Raw genomic sequence first — 17,929 nt, forward strand, 5'->3', positions numbered from 1 at the left:
GGCTATGCCTTAGCTGATAATGAAAAGCGTATAAACAAAAACGCCACTGCAGATGCAGTGGCGTTTTTTATTGGGTTCTCTTTGAGCCGAAACGATTCAACTCTCATCTATCTTCTCGTTACAGGGACTGAGCGTTGAGTGCCGAGCCTAACGTTTAATCTACGATAGGAAACATAAGGTTCACTCTAAGTCCCCCACCTTCTCTGTTCTCAGCGGTCACATGCCCATTCATCACTCCCATGGCTTCCTTAACGATCGCGAGTCCAAGACCGTAACCACCAGACTGTTTATCTCTGGCTGACTCGATGCGGGTAAACGGGTCAAAGATATCTGCAATCTTGTTATCTGGGATACCTTCACCATCATCCTCCACAGAAATGACACTGTAACGTTTATCATTGACCTGCCCGTAGGTCTTGACGACAATATCCGCATTGCCCCCTGCGTATTTGATCGCATTTCCTACAAGGTTACTGATCACCCTCAAAAGTAGCCTCTCATCAACATTAACCATTGATGTCGCTGTTTCCAAATCACCAGTCAAAGTTTGATTAGGTTTCAAATCATTTTGCATCTGCGCAATTAGCATTGAGCAATAATGCTCAAGATGCATTGGAGTTAACTTAGAATCATAGCGAGAGGTTTCTAGGCGACTGAACTCAAGAATTTCACCCACCAGCTTATTCATCTCTTCCGTTTCGCTTTCCATCCGTTCGAGTAAACCCATACTTTTTTCATCGACCTTACTACGTAGTAAATGTAATGCGAGATTCTGCCTTGCTAACGGTGTCCTCAACTCATGTGATACATCACGAATCAAACGACGCTGCTTTTCAGCCAGAGACTTAATCTCAAAGGTCATATGGTCAAAATCATTGGCAAGCTCATTGAATTCACGTGTAGTTGAATCCAACTCAGACACGACACTCACTGAAAAGTCTCCTTGTGCGAGCCTTCGACTGGCCTCCCTTAAACGATCGAGTGGCTGCTGCAGACTTTTCGCCATAATAATGGAAAACAGCGATAACACGATCAAAGCAATCACAGCTTTCAGCGCATAGGAATACGGAGCAAAGGATTTTGCTGGATGAAACTGGCCTGGCAGTTGGATCACGAGAGTATTGCCGTTATCAAGTGGCAAGCCGAAGATAGGCTTACTCACACGATCACTAAGTTGATGGTCTAATGTACGCAGGTACTTCAACTTAAATTCAAAATGCGGATGCATGTGTCGGTGGGTAATAGGTCGGTTGTTTTCATCGATAATGAATAAATAATAACGTTGGGCATTGCCCCAGTCGGCAAGCTCATCCATGTCCCCTTCTTCGATCAGTACATTAGCTTGATAAGCCAAATCCAACATTTCAGCTTTGACAGGTTCAGGTACCTTCAACAAGGCTTTCATCAGCGCTCGTTCTGCGACACCTTGAAGGATGAGGATACTGACTAAAATCACGGTCAGGCAACTGAACAGCTGAAACGTTAAGCCATCCTTACGCTTGATAACGAAATCAGGGCACCGTAGAAACCAGTTACTCATACTCCTACCGACTCTAGGTAGCTGTAGCCTTGACCGCGCACAGTTTTAATATGTTGCTTTGATAAGCCAGCCTGCACCAATTTTCGACGTATATTGCTGATATGCATATCTAGATTACGATCGAAAGGGCACAGCTCTTTCTTCAAGACATGTATTTGCAAGTCAGATTTTGATACAACGATGCCATTATTTTTGATCAGATAATCGAGCAACTCTTTTTCAGTGCCCGTTAAAGGTAAACGGGTAAGTTGCTCGCACAAACCTTGATTAGATGAAGCCATTGATTGTCTTTGTCGCTCAAACCCAACTCGGCGTAAGATCACCTTAATCCGGGTCAAAAGCTCAGGAACATTGAAAGGCTTAGCGATGTATTGATCTGCCCCGGCTTGATAGCCATCTAGCATGGAGGCATCATCATTAAGCGCAGTTAGCATAAGGATAGGAGTAGCAAAACGCTGACAAATACGTCTAGCGACTTGAATACCACTTAAATTGGGGAGCATCACATCGAGTAAGACTAAATCAACAGGATTTGATTGAATAAACTCTAGAGCTGATTCACCGCAATGAACGGTATCAACGTGATACCCTTCATTTTCCAACACTTCACCCAGTAACTCACACAACTGAATATCATCATCAACAACTAAAACACGAGACATTTCACACACCGATAAATAAGAACTGTTTGCATTCTAATTATCGTTATTATTGATTTCAATTATAAAGTGCGTGATTTCCTCTATAGAAGAAAATCTTTTTCAATCGGTACAAATTTTGAGGCAGAATCGATAAGATTTTGAGCTGTCAACCCAGGAACGCCATACACTTCAACAGGCTTTCCAAAACGCTCTTTGATTCGCTCTACCAAGATTTCAAAATCACCGTCTCCGGATACCAAAACAATCGTATCAACCGTCTCCGCAAGCTCTATCGCGTCTAACGCGATACCGACATCCCAATCCCCTTTGGCGCTACCATCACGACGCTGAATAAACGGTTTTAGCTTCACATTAAAACCAACACCACGAAGGATATGGTGGAATTGGCGCTGTTTAGGATCTTGGCTTGAGATTGCGTAAGCATTGGCTTCGACAACGTTACGTCCTTCCGTGGCAACATACCAAAACTGGTTATAGTCGAAGTTAGAACGGTATTTATCACGTGTTGTATAGTAAACGTTCTGAACGTCGACCAAAATTGCTATGTTTTCCATAAATTCATACCTTTAGATTTTCCGTATACCCTATTCTATTCACTTCTAAAATGCGAGTCGCTTTCTTTAATAAAAATGAACTCATTAGCTATGCTTAACGTAGTTGTTATTAGCTTAACTCAGAGCTTGTTTGAGTTTATCGAGGAAGGTGGAACATGCAGTACCGACAAATAATCAGATCATGCCTTGGCAGCGACACCATTGACTCAGTATTGAGACGTTGCTGCGCGGCAATAACTAACGCAACCATAACTAAGGCAGCGATAACTAAGGCATCGGGAACAAACGTAATTTCCAAACCACTGAACGCTCTAATTACAAGCACGGTTATGTTTATGATTCTGTCAGTCAACTCGTTACACGCCTATCCAGCCTACTCTCATTCCAAAGCTCTGCCACACCGCAGTGTTATTTATTTCGCTCCAACAGAAGATTCGATCGTAAAAGAGTTTCTCAATGAAGTCTTGATTAACAATTGTCAATTGGACGAGCGAGATGTAGTTATCATGGTCATCGCCGAAAGCGGCTACACCGTTCCTGCATGGTTAGTTGAAGAGTTTAATTTGGATGCAGTGACTAACAGTTATGGAATACCCAAAGGTTCACACACTGCCGTGTTGATTGGTAAAGACGGGAAAGAGAAACACAGGTGGAGTGGTAAAACCGACTGGAGTTTAATCACTAATATTATTGACGAAATGCCCATGCGCCAACAAGAAATGCAGCGACAGAGTAGCCGCTGCAGTATTTGATTCTTAGTCAGCTAAGCCTTTGGTTAACCATCAAGCAAACAACCATCAACCAAGCTAACAAGCTAACAAGCTAAGCTTGATCATCAATCACTTTAGCTTGCTTGTTAAACCAAGCCAGTTTTTCATGAAGCTGAGCAACACTTCCAACCACAATCAGTGCAGGGCTCTTTGCAACGCCAGCAAGATCAGCTAGGTCACGTAGCCCACCTCTAAACACTTTCTGCTCTTGGCGAGTGCCATTTTCGATAATCGCAACTGGCATGTCTTCTCGCATACCGTTATCGAGTAAATTCTTCTGAATATTAGGACTCTCTTTCAAGCCCATGTAAAACACGATCGTGTGATTGTGTTGAGCAAGAGAACGCCAGTCAATATCTTCGCCATCTTTCTTCAAATGACCCGTAATAAACTGTACGCTTTGCGCGTGGTCACGGTGAGTCAATGGAATTCCCGCATATGCGGTCGCTCCTGCGGCTGCAGTAATGCCAGGAATCACTTCAAATCTCACGTCATTCTCAGCTAACGTTTCGCACTCTTCGCCACCACGGCCAAAGATAAACGAATCACCACCTTTTAGACGCACAACGTGCTTGTCTTCTTGTGCTTTGGTCACCAATAGTTGGTTGATCTGATCTTGTGGCACGCAGTGATGATCGAGCTTCTTACCCACATACAACATTTCAGCTTCTGGATTAGCCATCGCTAAGATATCTTTTGATACCAAGCGGTCATAAACCAAAACGTCTGCTTGTTGAATCACTCGTGCGGCTTTTAGTGTAAGTAAGTCTGGGTCGCCCGGACCTGCACCTACCAATGAAACAAATCCATTGCTTACTTCTTTAACATTCGATGACGATACTTCTGACATTCTGCGCTCCGAAGGTTTGCTTGTTTTATCTCAAGCTTCAATCTATGTGATAAGTCACTGTATTCATGATGACTTATCAAAATCCTTAACTCTTAGACTATCAGGTGTTGAAATAAATATTCAGTCTAAATACTAACGAAGATAGAAATAATTATAACAAAACAATCTATTGCGGATGTTTTGCTCAATAGCAAACAACGCATCTATGATAACTAAGATGTTGTCTGCCCGAGAATACACTGACAGCTTTCAAACTAAAAAAGCCCCAAACACGTTGTTGGGGCTTTCAATCTCATACTAACTTACGTTTACCGTATTACTTCGCGCCTAGAGAAGGAGCTGTTTTAGCATGAGTCAAGTATAGAGGAACACACGTTAACAGTAGGCCACCAACGATGTTACCTAAGATTGTTGGGATAAGGTTGAAGTTCAACCATGTCGCGATACCGAAGTCAGCGCCAAGAATCATACCCAGTGGGAATAGGAACATGTTTACAACTGTGTGCTCAAATACAAGTGCGAAGAAGATGAAGATCGGGAACCACATCATTGCTACACGACCAGCAACTGTACGTGCAGTCATGTTACCAATCACACCTAGACAAACCATTAGGTTACAGAAGATGCCGCGCACGAAACATGTGATCCAGCCGTCCATGCCCATGTTTTCAAACCCTAGGCTACGACCTGTAGAAACAGCAATGAACTTTTGAGCAACTGCGTTTGGTTCTAAAGAGAAGTTACCTGTAAGTGAAATTGCCACTAACACTGCAACAATTAAAGAACCGATAAGGTTACCAAGACCAACAAGACCCCAACAACGTAGGATACGACCCCAAGTAATATCTGGACGGTTATCAAATTTCGCTAAAGGAGCAAGGCCAAATACACCTGTTACTAGGTCATAGCCCATTACACTTAGAATGACGAAGCCCACAGGGAACACAAGAGCGCCAACAATACCAATGCCTGTTTGCACGATAGTCGTGATTGCCACTACAACAGCAAGAGAAAGAATGATGCCTGCCATTGTGCTTCGAATCAGTAGATCACGAGTACTTGTTTTCGTTTTCGCTTCACCTACATCGATCATTGTTTGAACGAATTCTGCTGGTTTAAAATCAGTAGACATAAGATTGTCCTTAAAAAGTTAAAATTAAAAGTTGAAATCGGATAGGAAAAGGTTCTAATTGCCGAATTAAGGCAATGTCGATAACTAGAACCCTTGATCTATCAAATCTTGCTAAGTAACTGTGTCGAAGTTTCGAACTAGCTATGGTTTCGCACTAGCTATGGTTTCGAACTAACTATGCTGAAACTTCTACAGCACCTTTAGTAACGCGAGCTTTATACGCTTTTACACTGAAGCTCTCGTCTTCCATGCACACACCTGTTGCTAGGTTAAAGCGTTGCTTCTTAAGTGGGCTTGCCACCCAAAGCTCACCTTTGTGCTCAACCGTTAAACCGCGAGATAAAACGTTTGATTGAAAAAACGGGTCAGTGTTACTAATAGCGAACACTTCTTCGGCTTTAGTTGGGCGGAAAATAGCAACTTGCTCACCACCAACCAACGCACAAACACCGGTACCTGGAATAATGTCTTCGATCTTACAAACTTTGGTAAATGCCATGATGTCGTCTCCCAATTAAACCAGTTCAACGTGAAGGATATCGCCCTTCGCTTCTGGGTGTTTTTCTGTGAATGTTGCTGGGCGGTGTTGTTCACGGCCATCGTCAACAAACACAACGTTTTCATCACGGTCGTCAGCATTGATGAAGTGTGAGAAGCGCTTAAGTTGAGCTTCGTCGTTGATAGTGTCAGTCCACTCACAAGCAAAGTTACCCACAAGGCCAGCTACGTCCGCTTCAAGTTGGTCATTGATGCCAAGCTTGTTGTCGACAATCACTTCACGTAGGTAGTCAACACCACCCTCTAGGTTGTCCATCCATACCGAAGTACGTTGTAGTGGCGCAGCCGTGCGGATGTAGAACATCATGAAACGGTCGATGTATTTGATCAGCGTTTCTTGGTCTAGGTCGCTTGCAAGTAAGTCTGCGTGACGAGGCTTCATACCACCGTTACCACATACGTACATGTTCCAACCTGCGTCAGTCGCGATAATACCTAAGTCTTTACCTTGAGCTTCAGCACACTCACGAGTACAGCCAGACACACCAAACTTCATCTTATGAGGAGTACGGATGCCTTTGTAACGGTTCTCGATCATCACACCTAGGCCAACTGAATCTTGAACGCCGTAACGACACCAAGTTGAACCGACACATGTCTTAGCCATACGTAGCGCCTTCGCGTACGCTTGACCTGTTTCGTAGCCCGCAGCAACTAACTTCTTCCAGATTGCTGGTAAGTCATCTTTTTGAGCACCGAATAGACCGATACGCTGAGCACCTGTGATCTTGGTGTAAAGGTTGTATTCAGCCGCTACATCAGCAAGAACGCTTAGTGCTTGAGGCGTTACTTCACCACCTGCCATACGAGGGATAACAGAGTAAGTACCGTCTTTTTGGATGTTACCTAGGAAGTTATCGTTGGTATCATGCAGTTTCACTAGCTCAGGCTTAAGGATGTGCTCACCCCAGCAAGAAGCAAGAATAGAACCCGCTAGAGGCTTACATACTTCACAGCCGTAGCCTTTACCGTATTTCTCTAGTAACTCATCAAATGTTTTGATTTCTTCGATACGAATCAGGTGGAAAAGCTCTTGGCGAGAGTAAGCAAAGTGCTCACATACGTCGTTCTTCACTTCAACACCGGCTTTAGCAAGTTCAGCGTTCAGTACTGAAGTCACAAGTGGAATACAACCACCACAGCCAGTACCAGCACCAGTTACTGCTTTGATATCACCAATGGTGTGGTGACCTTCAGCAACGGCTTGTGCAATCTTGCCTTTAGTTACATCGAAACAAGAACAGATAACAGCAGACTCAGGAAGAGAATCCGCGCCAAGTGTTGGCTTTTCAGCACCCGCGTGAGCAGGAAGAATCAATGCATCTGGATACTCTGGCAGGTCGATTTCATTCAGCATTAGCTGAAGAAGATCACCATAGTCAGACGTATCACCGACCATTACCGCACCAAGCAGCTTCTTGTTGTCTTCAGAAACGATTAGTCGCTTGTAAATTTCTTGTTCTTCGTTTTGGTAAACGTAGCTCTTACAACCTGGAGTGCGGCCGTTAGCATCACCGATAGAACCTACTTTCACGCCAAGAAGCTTAAGCTTCGCAGACATGTCTGCACCTTCAAATGTGCTTTCGTTACCAACAACGTGGTCAACCGCAACGGTCGCCATTTTGTAACCAGGAGCCACTAGACCGTAGAACGTTTGGTTCCAAGATGCACACTCACCGATAGCGTAGATATCTTTGTCTGTCGTTTGACAGTGATCGTTAATCTCGATACCACCGCGAGGCGCAATACCTAGGCCCATTTGACGAGCAAGTTTGTCTTGTGGGCGAATACCAGCAGAGAATACGATGAAATCAGTTTCTAGCTCTGTACCGTCTGCAAAACGCATTACGTTACGAGCTTCAGTGCCTTCAGGAGCAATTTCAAGCGTGTTCTTACTTGTATGAACGTTTACGCCCATACGTTCGATTTTTTGACGAAGTTGATTACCACCAGCAAGATCAAGCTGCTCTGCCATAAGCTTGGGAGCAAACTCTACAACGTGAGTCGTCACACCTAATGCCTTTAGTGCACCAGCCGCTTCAAGACCAAGTAGACCACCACCAACAACAACACCAGATTTAGAATTCTTTGCCGTCGCTTCGATAGCTTTTAAGTCTTCGATAGTACGGTAAACAAAACAGTCTTTACCTTCGTGGCCTTTAATTGGCGGTACAAACGGGAAAGAACCAGTAGCAAGAACAAGTTTGTCGTATTGAATTTCACGACCAGTGCTTGAGTAAACTGTTTTCTTTTCACGGTTAACGTTGATAGCACGTTCACCGATCAGCATGTTGATGCCGTGTTTCTCGTAGAAGCCTTCTTTTACCAAAGAAAGTTCATCTGCAGTATGGTGTGAAAAGTAAGAAGAAAGGTGCACACGGTCATACGCAACACGTGGTTCTTCACAGAACACCGTGATGTCCATGTTTGCAACATCTGTCTTCTCGACTAAATCTTCGATATAGCGATGACCGACCATCCCGTTACCGATTACGACTAGCTTCATCTTGCTCATAAGAATTCCTGAAGGTTATATATTTCTTAACTGAGCGAATAATGAATTATGAAAGAAAATGAAAATATGATGTAAATCAATTACGAAAACAAACTACCCTAAAGGGGTAGAACAAAAGAGGTAGACATGCTTAATTAACAAGCAAAGCAAACGAATAACCATAGTTTACATAGGGTTTAGCGGGGTTTTATATACACTTCAGTGCATTGAGCGGAATGTTGTAAAGTTTCACAATAGGTTACCAATAACGTAAGTAAATGACAATCATTTTCATTTAGCTTCTTATAAATATATATAGAAGCCTATAAATACATGTAGAACACCGTTTGCGTGAAAAACTATGTGTAATTGTGAAAACCACTCCTACCTATTCGGAATGTAAACAAAGCTGTTCGCCCTTTAATGTCGTGATGAATTCAGTTTATAGCTTGGGTCATCGGTTTGTTTGCTTGATCTAACACAAGAACCCTTTTGATTCACATGTTTGATGTAAAAATCAACTTCCAACCAAACCCTGAATAAATTAGCATTGTTGAAAATAATTCTTATTTAATAGAGTGAATACGATGCGCCTAATTTTACTGATCCTATCTATTATTGCAGCCCCTGCGTTTGCTGAAACAAAGGTCATCAAACAAGTGATGGACATGAATTCTGAAAACATCGACAAGATGTATCAATTCATTCCTGATTACGTAGAAATCGAACCTGGTGACAAGGTGCTTTTTAAAGGAACCGTTGGCTCTCATACTGCTCATAGCATTCAAGGGATGCTTCCTGATGGCGCAAAGCCTCTTATGATATCCGGTTCAAACGCTCAGGAAGTCACTTTTGATAAGCCAGGTGTGTACGGAATCAAATGTAAAGTGCACCACAGACACGGAATGGTGGCGCTCGTGGTTGTTGGTGATCCAAGTGTTAACATAGAAGAAGCTCGCACCGCGGCCAAAAAACGTGTGAGTCGCAGAGCTCAGAAAAAGATGCAAGGCTTGCTCGATCAAGCAGAGCAAAAGGTTCAATAACCTTTGTCCCTGCCTATCACACATCAGCTCTCTGTTGATGTGAGATAGGAATGCCAGCCTGAAGACAGGCTAAGGGGTCAGTAACAAGAAACAGATCAAACTAGCCAACCCGTTCTAAATGACACTCCGACAACCACAAACAAAATTGAAATAATGGTCACCGGCACAATGTGCAGCGCCATATCAACCAAGTTGTCCTTCGATAGTTTTGGAATCACACGAAAGCGTGCGTCTAGGGCTAGCAATACCGTCAGAGACAGCAACGTCAATTTAGCGGCAATGCCATGAGCCAGTGGAATCGACATATCAAACCATAAGCTAACGTCCGGTAACATGTGATAAGCGAGCATCAACCCGGTCACCACTTGAACTACCAAAGCAGGCATTCCCACCTTTTCGTACCCTTGCTCGAATTCCAATAACATTTCTGGAGAACGGTGTTTCATGACTTTAGGAAGGATAACGACGCTGAGAATAATGTGCCCTCCCGTCCAAATGGTGGCAGCCAATACATGCAAAACCAATAATACGCCAAACATAAACTTCCCTTACACAATGTTACGTGGTGCAAAGGAGAACCCTTCAAACTCACGCTTATATTTTGATTCACCAATTTTCTTTATTTTGGCGACGCCCATTTTGTAGTTGTAGTTACCACTGATTTGGTCAACTACCCTTGTTGTTAAAGCATTCGCTGGGTTCTTCATGTCCATCATATTGCAATACAACACACCTTTTTTCGTGGCTGAGGTGACAATCGCAACAGCTTTAATCTCCGCGTAATCCAGTTGAATGTGACCATTTTTCATTAGGTTACTAAACTGAAAATCATCTGACTCGATACCCAGAATCGTATCTTTAAAATTGGCCACCCGCTCCGAGTACACCAGTACTTCATCTCCGGCTTCTATGCCCCGCCTTTCCGCATCTTCTGGGTGAACTTCAATCCAGTTTTCAGGCCAACGATGAGTGATGTAAGGCCTGCGTTCGGTATCATCAAACCCTGACTGCCAAATTTCGTTAATACGACCATTCGAAAACCATAACTCGTCCTGTTTTGGGGTAAGCCAAGCGTGGAAATCACTGAACAGATCCCAAGGATGTTTTTGAAGATTGACCTTCCCCGTCTGACTATTAAATTGAGTGAGCTGTTTACGCATAATATTGGCGCCTTGAGGACCATCTTGCAGCCCTTTGTCGACCAGATCATCCCAACTCATTTCAGTGTCATGTAGGCGCTTAGTGCCAATCAGATTTTTGGTATCATAGTTATAAAAAACAGGCCCTTGGATCCCTTCAGTACCAAATTCAGCGAGCTTTTGATGAAGCGTTTTTCCTTCAGCATTTGCTGCAACTTTAATCATATTGAAATCTTTACGGCTACCACGGCTAAATCGTGATGACTCTTCGGCTACGTCATTTGAGTTTTGCCAATCAAACCCGTCGTACCCCATTCGCGAAGCCATTTGAGCAACAATCCACCAGTCTGGCTTAGCCTGACCCGGCGCATCAGCGAACTTTTGGTAAAGGCGTAGACGACGCTCACCATTAGCGCGCATGAAATCCTCTTCCCCCCAAGTCGCGGCCGGAAAGATGATATCAGCGAATTGTTTACCAATAGGATCACGTAAATAAATATCTTGATTGATGACGACCATTCCACCGGAATCTGCACGCTTTTTGAGTGTATCTATAATGTGCTGCTTATCACGTCGCATCGCTTGGTGAGGGTTACGTGTTGTTAAGTCGGTGAATTTCTCTTTCAACCCATAACTACCACACATAGCTTGAATCCATGTTGTACCAATGACATGGGCCATACGGGTATGCCCGGAATAGAGATATCTATCGGTGTCTATTGAGCGCCTGCGCCTACCTGCGACTTTTTCAGGTGACTTGTTTCTTGGAAGTTTCCCACCCGCTAACCCACCGCGTTGATGCCCACCAAATCGACCAATCACGCGCCCTTCTCGGCCACCAGTACCGATGATCGTTGCAAGGGAGGCAATGGCGTTGGTATTTCCGGTATTATTCGACCAATAAAAGCCCTTCTCTATACCAATTGAGGCTTTAACTCGTTGACCATTCACTGGCATTGCCAACATCTCAGCGGCTTTGTGGATCTTCTCCACATCAATACCCGCGATCGATGCGGCATACTCAGGTGCGTACTCTTTCTGCTCCAAATTCCATTGCTTATAATCATCAAAGCCATTCGTTTGGAATTTGCCCCAAGTGGTTCTCCACTGCCAAGGTGTATTACGTGTACCTTGGCCAAAGCCAGAGCTTGATTCCCACTTATTATTGACCCAGTTTTCAATCCATTCATTGTCTTGCCATCCTTGCTCTAAGATCACCCGAGCAATTGCGCCAATCACAAGATTATCGCTGCCGGGATTAATATCGAGGTGCAATCCTCCTTGAGCTTTAAGCCACGCTATTCCAGCGGTTTCACGAGGGTTCAAAATTACGGTTTTCATTCCACGATGCACCGCAGGCATAATAAACTGCGTAAAAATGATGGTTTTGGTCTCATACGGATCCGTTCCGCAGATCATCAAAGTATCTGCCGCGCCCCAATCATCATAACTTGGAGCAAAATTATCAAAACCCGCATCTCGAAACCCTGGGGTTGCGGTGACATCTGACGGCGTATCATGAAACGAAAAATTCGCGGTATTGACATGACGCAATGCATACTTTGTTATCGCATAGGTGTTTTCAATATACTGATAGGAATAGGTTTTTACGCAGTAACTGTTCGAACCGTGCGTATCAATCACATGACGGCCGACTTGGGCTGCTATATCCAACGCAAAATCCCATTCTACCGGTTGTAACTGACCGTTAATTCGAACAAGTGGTTGTTTCAATCGATCTTTGGTTGGTGTTTCTGGGTTATAAAGCTTTCTTGCGAGCAGTCCACCACGAACCGAAGAGTCACCGCCTTTATTGACGACTTGTATGTCTTTATCTGCCACTACAACCACATGATGTGGTCTGCCATTATGCGAAACAATATTATGTTGCTGTGGCGAAACCCAAGCTTGCAGAGCATGAACCGGGAAATCGACACCAAATGCATTTTCACTTGCAGCAGGGCCACCGGAAGGGCTACTCACAGGCCAGCGATAAACCTTATAACCACACGCAACAACACAATAGTCACACGCTGTTGTGATGACTTCCGCACTAGCAGGTGGCAGTAATGTACTGGTCGGTTGCAGGTACTGGCTGTTTAAAGCTGATTTATCGTTTACAGCCAATTTATCGTTAAAAGAAAATTGAGTCATCTAGCTAACCTCCACATCGATCAGGTTTTCCATCCGACCAAAGATCAACCCCATAACACCGACCGCATAGATATCATCACCTTCTAGCTCCAGCAGTACTTGAGGTAAGCTTTCGAACGCTTGACCAGACACCATTATTCCATGGCGACGCAAATCAAATGTAGACAGGTGGAATGGACACTGCCCGACAATGCGATGTTCTCCTGTTGCTTTATAAGCTCCAGTTAATGGTCCACCTTGATGAGTACACGTCATCGAATAAGCCACAATGTCACGCTGTAGCCCTATCCCACCGCCACATTCAATGTCGGATTTAACCAGCATCGCAATCGAGTTTTTCCCCTCATCGGGATATTGAAAATGAACCGGAGTGTGGTTACTGAGTTGACTTAACTTTGCGATTTTCTTACGTGGGTAACCAACAATACGACCTTCAACCTGAGTTTCAGAATCCGTTCCTGCAAATAAGGTAAGAGGAACCATAGAGACGGCAGTCGCCGCACTGGAATAGAGTAAAAAATCACGTCGTGACATCATGCACTTGTTGTGTCGTTTACTCGAGTTTTGCTCTGAGTGGGCGATCATTTTTCTGCTCCAGCAAGTTCTTCTTTGGTAAATAGCGGTTGGTATTCTGGAATGGTCGGCTCTTCAATAAAAATCTGATCACCTGAAAATGCTTCTACAAAGCTCAGTAAGTTCTTTTTATCTTGTTCCGTTAAACCAAGAGGTTGAATCAACGCAGATTTGGTCTGAGGGTATCCAGTTGTCCGCCCATCATCCGCCACACCACCTCGGTCGTAGAAATCAATCACCGCTTCTAAAGTTGGAATAGTGCCATTGTGCATGTAGGGCGCAGTGTATTTTGTATAACGTAGGCTTGGCGTGCGAAACTTACCTAACATCTCTTTACGTTTTGCACGAAAGTAAGCACCGGGATCAGCTTTTGTAGTGCGGTACATCTCTTCGGTGACACCTTTAGAATAAAGCTCAAATCGAAACGTTATCTGTGCCAGTCCATCATCATTCCACCAAGGGCTTGGCGGCACGCCAATGTTGTAGAATTTCTGGTCAGAAGCCAAAGCCCCGTTGTGACAAGCTATGCAATTCGCTTTGCCCTCAAACAGTGCTTTACCCTTCAATTGGGACTCAGACAAAGCGGTTTTGTCACCGAGTAAATAGTTATCTATTGGTGTGTCACGTTGAATCATCGTACGTTCAAACGCGGCTATAGCACGCCAAGCGTTGTGTATTTTCGGAGTATCATCACCAAACACTCGCTTAAAACGTTCAACATACTCAGGTACTAACGCTAAACGCGCTTCCATGATGTCATCTTCACCATTACCCGCGACCGCGCCCTTCGCAGCATCTTTGGCTTGCGCTTCCAATGACATAGCGCTGCCCGCCCAGAAAAATTTGTCATAATAAGCCGCATTAATAATCGTTTGGCTATTACGCCAATGTACCGTACCCGGATATCCCATGGATAAGTCATCAGGAAAACCCCAGCCCTGAGATTGAATATGGCAACCAGCACATGGGCTCGTCGTATCGCCACTTAGCCGACCGTCATAAAATAAGACCTTTCCCAACTCAATTTTTTCTGGTGTTTGTTTATTATCCGCAGGTACAGGCACCTCCCCTAGAGGCTCAAGCTGTACCTTTGCATTAACAACATTGGGAAGCCCCGTCATCCCAATAAGAACAAAGAGTGCTGCCTTTAATACAGAGCGTTTAGTTACGAGCATTTGACCAATCCTCCGTGTATTCGTAGCCGAAGTCATAGTCTAACCATTCGTATTCTTCGCCTATAAGGGCGTCTCCAGATAACGATTCCAAAAAAGCCACCAGCGCCTTTTTTTCATAGTCCGTTAGAGAAAGTGTGGTGAGTCGAGAGTCTTTGTTTGAATCTTCGCCACCACCTTGATTATAAAACTCAACCACATCTTCAAGCGTGGCAAGCATGCCATTGTGCATATATGGCGCAGTTTGAGTGAGCTCTCGCAGCGTTGGCGTTATGAACTTACCGCGATCGCTACCATCCGCTTTATGAGTTTGAACATGCGCACCAACATCGCGCTTTAACGTTAAGTAATCTTGCACACCCATAAACATGTTGTAGGCAAGAAAAGATTGATGTCGCATGGGGTCTAAAAATATCTCATGATTTTCTGGCACTCCGGTATTGTGTGCCTTTCCGTCCGAAAACAGTGCGCCACGGTGGCATTGGCTGCACCCCGCTTTGCCTGTGAACAGTTTTTCTCCCTGGTTCGCTAAGTCGCTAAGCTCACCCTTGTCAAAAGGGACGTTTTTCGAAGTCAATGTTTTTAGGTATTCAGGCAGAGCTTTGCGTACTCCGCCATTTGACGGTTCTCCAAGATTGGCCGCTTTAAACATCTCGACGTATATTGGATCTTGTTTGAGGCGTTCCTGCATCAAACGCATGTCCATATTCATCAGCCAGTCTTCAGTGATATTCTCCCGCACCACATCGTTTAGGTTGGTGCCAATACGACCATCGTGAAACCACACCTCTTTATAGACTGTATTAATAAGTGTTGGAGCATTGCGAAATCCATCACTCCCCGTATAGGCAGGGCTCAACGGTTCAGGGTAAGAAAAACCATTAGATGGAATGTGGCAACTGGAGCACGATATCGAGTCGTCCCCGGACAAGCGCGTATCAAAAAACAGTCGTTTACCGAGTTCTGCCTTCGCCGTATTTATACTCATAGGGGGCAGAGCGGCGTATAGAGTTGCAGAGAAAAGGGCACACACTCCTACCAAGCTTTTTAGTGCGATGCTCATCGACATTCCTTCGGGGTTACTATCATCTACCCCTATTATTAACACATGAAACATTAAAGATATGATTAGGATCATACAATTAGAAATGATAAGAGTTATTATTCAAACTTGTTAATTCAGTGGTGCTTGAATATATGTCTCTAGATAAATTACTTCACAAAGTTAAACACATCTATTTGACTGGAAACCTATCCGAACAGGTATTGGCAGCACAAATATTAAGCCGTTTTCAAAACACTAAATATCTGATTATAGAAAGATTAGAGTCCCAGAATCCTGACCTTGTTCTCACTAGTCTTGAATGCCTCGCTTTAGATAATGCAGCTCCTATTGAGCCCATCCTCAACTGCTATCAATACTGGGACGACAGCGAAATTAAATTGTCATCGTTAATGGCTATTGAGAACAACCAACACTCTCTACTCGCTGTTCCTGTATTATTGGAAGCAGTATGCGACGAAAATGACTACTGGGATGGAGGTTGGAATGACGGAGATGACATCAGCTTGATAGCTGCGCGGATTTTAGACAATCACAAACACGAATTAGATCATGAACAGTCTCTGCGTATACTACACCGACTTCAGAATGACCCCGAGCCAGACCTAAAAGGCAAACTCATTGCTTTACTTTCGCGCCACTCCCCGACTCTGCTAAATGAAAACAACGTACTCAAAAGCACCGCTGATACTCGGATGTTTTTGAGAAACACTCAAGACAAAGTCGTATTATACAAAGCCACACAACACCCTGATATTAGCTGCCAAAAAGTGGCATTTCAGCGTCTATCTGAAATGGATTGTCGTGAATATCTGCAGGTATTTTTAAACGGCCTGTCTCATTCAGACCCATCCATCAGAGAGAGCTCTGTACATCAATTAACGAAATGGAATTACCTAGTAGATATAAAGCACCTTAATTTTGAATTGCTGCTATCTGGTATGCTGCTCAACTCACTCATAGGGCTACTGAGTAACAAAGATAAACTGCATGTCATTGACCAACTTCAAAATAAACCGAATCTAGCCAATGCAACCGCAGCGGTTATTTTACTGATTTCAAATTTGGAAACTCAGCATAAACAGTTGCAACTAGCCCGTTTTATACCCCATTTCTATCAAGTGTTTTCAAAGTTGGAAGAGTCAGAACAACTCGACAGCCTAAACAGCCTATTAACTGAAACTTCCGAACAATTTAGCGTCGCCTTTATTCGGCAACAACTTCAGCAGGAAGCTTGTAGTAACTCTATCAAGCGACTGTTAATTGAACACCTTTCGAAAAACCCAAAAACTAGCCACCAAAGCTATTTAAAAGAACTCACTTTAGGGACATCAGGTATCATAGTTGCGGATTCTTCATTAAAACCTAGAACAACAACGAGCATCGCCCCTATAGATGAAATGAATAACACGGTAATCAATGGCACCAATGAACAGTCAGCACTTGTGACATCAACACTTGATTCACTAATGCAAACTCACTCTCCAGCTGTATCTACCGCCCCCTCAAGCTTAACATCAGTTAAGAAGCGTTCTAACAGATCTGCAAAGATAGAGGCTCTAGAAAATCAAGCGATCGCTCTAGAGTTTTGCTCAAACAAAACATGGCTGTGCGGCCTTTGCTCTGACGACAAAATAAGTCATCTAACCAAAGCGGCATTTCACGCCTTGATTCATGCCTTATGTCGACACAATATAAGCTTTTCCGATGTACAATCATCACGCTTTAATCAGCTCACGTTAGAACTCTTGCTAGATGAGCAATCCGAAAATATCGGCGACATCCTCGACTGGCTTGGCGATGATTGGATACAACAGAACCGTTTGTCACTGATGTCATCACCCTGCCTATCTTTAAGAGTCGGCTTAATAAAACACATCAATGACGAGCAACAATTATTAGAATTGATCAAACATTCGTCTATCGGCATTCAGCACGCAGCACTCAATCAACTTGCGCTTAATGGTGTTTGTCCCCATAAGAAACTGATCGGGTTGCTTTTGGAAGAGCCGTTACTTTATCCACAGTTGGCAAACTTTGAAGCACATACGGTTTATGAAATACTTGAAAGTGAATTCGATCGCCGATCCTCAACGACTCTTCAAGCCACTCTCACGTATCTTGAAACGACAAGTCATCCCCCCTAACAAAGAACTCAAATCTGGTAGCAAAATCAAGCCCATTGATTTGAGGCTTTTATTTTTACTTTGTACCGTCCTAAATAT

16 protein-coding genes are annotated in these 17,929 nt (G+C 43.8%); 3 read left to right on the plus strand and 13 right to left on the minus strand.

Annotation, left to right across the window (positions count from 1 at the left end; genetic code table 11):
* Positions 1-154: 154 nt before the first annotated feature.
* The 4 genes from AB4232_RS03045 to AB4232_RS03060 form a co-directional block, all read right to left on the minus strand.
* Positions 155-1,540 (minus strand): sensor histidine kinase, encoded by a 1,386-nt coding sequence (locus AB4232_RS03045; RefSeq protein ID WP_135384388.1) that lies wholly within the window; start codon positions 1,538-1,540, stop codon positions 155-157.
* Positions 1,537-2,202, minus strand: a complete 666-nt coding sequence (locus AB4232_RS03050; protein WP_009845413.1) for a response regulator transcription factor — start codon at positions 2,200-2,202, stop codon at positions 1,537-1,539. The genes AB4232_RS03045 and AB4232_RS03050 overlap by 4 nt, the downstream gene beginning before the upstream one ends.
* An 80-nt stretch (positions 2,203-2,282) precedes the next feature.
* Positions 2,283-2,756 carry an NYN domain-containing protein gene (locus AB4232_RS03055; RefSeq protein ID WP_009845414.1) on the minus strand — a complete coding sequence of 158 codons (474 nt, stop codon included), beginning with the start codon at positions 2,754-2,756 and terminating at the stop codon, positions 2,283-2,285.
* Between the two features lie 136 nt (positions 2,757-2,892).
* On the minus strand, positions 2,893-3,081 hold the full coding sequence (locus AB4232_RS03060; RefSeq protein WP_372086159.1) for a hypothetical protein: 189 nt from the start codon (positions 3,079-3,081) through the stop codon (positions 2,893-2,895).
* Between AB4232_RS03060 and AB4232_RS03065 the strand changes: the two genes are divergently transcribed.
* A complete protein-coding gene (locus tag AB4232_RS03065; RefSeq protein ID WP_372086156.1) occupies positions 3,020-3,508 on the plus strand; it encodes a DUF4174 domain-containing protein in 489 nt (162 codons plus the stop codon). The genes AB4232_RS03060 and AB4232_RS03065 overlap by 62 nt on opposite strands.
* A 70-nt stretch (positions 3,509-3,578) precedes the next feature.
* Here the strand turns inward: AB4232_RS03065 and cobA are convergent, their stop codons facing one another.
* From cobA to nirB, 4 genes are all read right to left on the minus strand, one after another.
* The gene (gene cobA, locus AB4232_RS03070) at positions 3,579-4,376 is read right to left on the minus strand and encodes a uroporphyrinogen-III C-methyltransferase (protein ID WP_372086126.1); all 798 of its coding nucleotides are present in this window, start codon (positions 4,374-4,376) and stop codon (positions 3,579-3,581) included.
* Positions 4,377-4,692: 316 nt separating this feature from the next.
* The gene (locus AB4232_RS03075; RefSeq protein ID WP_372086129.1) at positions 4,693-5,508 is read right to left on the minus strand and encodes a formate/nitrite transporter family protein; all 816 of its coding nucleotides are present in this window, start codon (positions 5,506-5,508) and stop codon (positions 4,693-4,695) included.
* A gap of 175 nt (positions 5,509-5,683) precedes the next feature.
* Entirely contained in the window at positions 5,684-6,007 is a 324-nt protein-coding gene (gene nirD / locus AB4232_RS03080; RefSeq protein ID WP_009845418.1) for a nitrite reductase small subunit NirD, read from the minus strand.
* A 15-nt stretch (positions 6,008-6,022) separates the two neighbouring features.
* Positions 6,023-8,581 (minus strand): nitrite reductase large subunit NirB, encoded by a 2,559-nt coding sequence (nirB, locus tag AB4232_RS03085; RefSeq protein ID WP_372086132.1) that lies wholly within the window; start codon positions 8,579-8,581, stop codon positions 6,023-6,025.
* Between the two features lie 566 nt (positions 8,582-9,147).
* Here nirB and AB4232_RS03090 point away from each other — a divergent pair.
* A complete protein-coding gene (locus AB4232_RS03090) occupies positions 9,148-9,603 on the plus strand; it encodes a plastocyanin/azurin family copper-binding protein (RefSeq protein WP_372086135.1) in 456 nt (151 codons plus the stop codon).
* Positions 9,604-9,698: 95 nt separating this feature from the next.
* Here AB4232_RS03090 and AB4232_RS03095 read toward each other — a convergent pair whose 3' ends face one another.
* The 5 genes from AB4232_RS03095 to AB4232_RS03115 are packed head-to-tail and all read right to left on the minus strand — an operon-like array spanning position 9,699 to position 15,704.
* Complete coding sequence (locus tag AB4232_RS03095; RefSeq protein ID WP_372086138.1) at positions 9,699-10,142, minus strand: CopD family protein; 444 nt, start codon at positions 10,140-10,142, stop codon at positions 9,699-9,701.
* 9 nt (positions 10,143-10,151) lie between these two features.
* Positions 10,152-12,896 carry a molybdopterin-dependent oxidoreductase gene (locus AB4232_RS03100; protein ID WP_372086141.1) on the minus strand — a complete coding sequence of 915 codons (2,745 nt, stop codon included), beginning with the start codon at positions 12,894-12,896 and terminating at the stop codon, positions 10,152-10,154.
* Positions 12,897-13,481 (minus strand): arsenate reductase (azurin) small subunit, encoded by a 585-nt coding sequence (locus AB4232_RS03105; protein WP_372086144.1) that lies wholly within the window; start codon positions 13,479-13,481, stop codon positions 12,897-12,899.
* Positions 13,478-14,644: a cytochrome-c peroxidase gene (locus AB4232_RS03110; protein ID WP_372086147.1), complete on the minus strand. Its 1,167-nt coding sequence runs from the start codon at positions 14,642-14,644 to the stop codon at positions 13,478-13,480. Before AB4232_RS03110 ends, AB4232_RS03105 begins: the two co-directional genes overlap by 4 nt.
* On the minus strand, positions 14,631-15,704 hold the full coding sequence (locus AB4232_RS03115; protein WP_372086150.1) for a cytochrome-c peroxidase: 1,074 nt from the start codon (positions 15,702-15,704) through the stop codon (positions 14,631-14,633). Before AB4232_RS03115 ends, AB4232_RS03110 begins: the two co-directional genes overlap by 14 nt.
* A 134-nt stretch (positions 15,705-15,838) precedes the next feature.
* On the opposite strand from AB4232_RS03115, the gene AB4232_RS03120 reads away from it, so the two are divergent.
* Positions 15,839-17,851, plus strand: coding sequence for a hypothetical protein (locus AB4232_RS03120; protein WP_372086153.1), 2,013 nt, complete (start codon positions 15,839-15,841; stop codon positions 17,849-17,851).
* Positions 17,852-17,929: the final 78 nt, after the last annotated feature.

It is taken from the genome of Vibrio sp. 10N.286.46.A8 (genome assembly GCF_041470165.1).
Lineage (GTDB): Bacteria > Pseudomonadota > Gammaproteobacteria > Enterobacterales > Vibrionaceae > Vibrio > Vibrio tasmaniensis_A.

Excerpts from the sequence above, each read along its gene's own strand:
- AB4232_RS03045 (WP_135384388.1), bottom strand. The coding sequence starts at position 1,540 with ATGAGTAACTGGTTTCTACGGTGCCCTGATTTCGTTATCAAGCGTAAG.
- AB4232_RS03050 (WP_009845413.1), bottom strand. The coding sequence starts at position 2,202 with ATGTCTCGTGTTTTAGTTGTTGATGATGATATTCAGTTGTGTGAGTTA.
- AB4232_RS03055 (WP_009845414.1), bottom strand. The coding sequence starts at position 2,756 with ATGGAAAACATAGCAATTTTGGTCGACGTTCAGAACGTTTACTATACA.
- cobA (WP_372086126.1), bottom strand. The coding sequence starts at position 4,376 with ATGTCAGAAGTATCGTCATCGAATGTTAAAGAAGTAAGCAATGGATTT.
- AB4232_RS03075 (WP_372086129.1), bottom strand. The coding sequence starts at position 5,508 with ATGTCTACTGATTTTAAACCAGCAGAATTCGTTCAAACAATGATCGAT.
- nirD (WP_009845418.1), bottom strand. The coding sequence starts at position 6,007 with ATGGCATTTACCAAAGTTTGTAAGATCGAAGACATTATTCCAGGTACC.
- nirB (WP_372086132.1), bottom strand. The coding sequence starts at position 8,581 with ATGAGCAAGATGAAGCTAGTCGTAATCGGTAACGGGATGGTCGGTCAT.
- AB4232_RS03090 (WP_372086135.1), top strand. The coding sequence starts at position 9,148 with ATGCGCCTAATTTTACTGATCCTATCTATTATTGCAGCCCCTGCGTTT.
- AB4232_RS03095 (WP_372086138.1), bottom strand. The coding sequence starts at position 10,142 with ATGTTTGGCGTATTATTGGTTTTGCATGTATTGGCTGCCACCATTTGG.
- AB4232_RS03100 (WP_372086141.1), bottom strand. The coding sequence starts at position 12,896 with ATGACTCAATTTTCTTTTAACGATAAATTGGCTGTAAACGATAAATCA.
- AB4232_RS03105 (WP_372086144.1), bottom strand. The coding sequence starts at position 13,481 with ATGATCGCCCACTCAGAGCAAAACTCGAGTAAACGACACAACAAGTGC.
- AB4232_RS03110 (WP_372086147.1), bottom strand. The coding sequence starts at position 14,644 with ATGCTCGTAACTAAACGCTCTGTATTAAAGGCAGCACTCTTTGTTCTT.
- AB4232_RS03115 (WP_372086150.1), bottom strand. The coding sequence starts at position 15,704 with ATGAGCATCGCACTAAAAAGCTTGGTAGGAGTGTGTGCCCTTTTCTCT.
- AB4232_RS03120 (WP_372086153.1), top strand. The coding sequence starts at position 15,839 with ATGTCTCTAGATAAATTACTTCACAAAGTTAAACACATCTATTTGACT.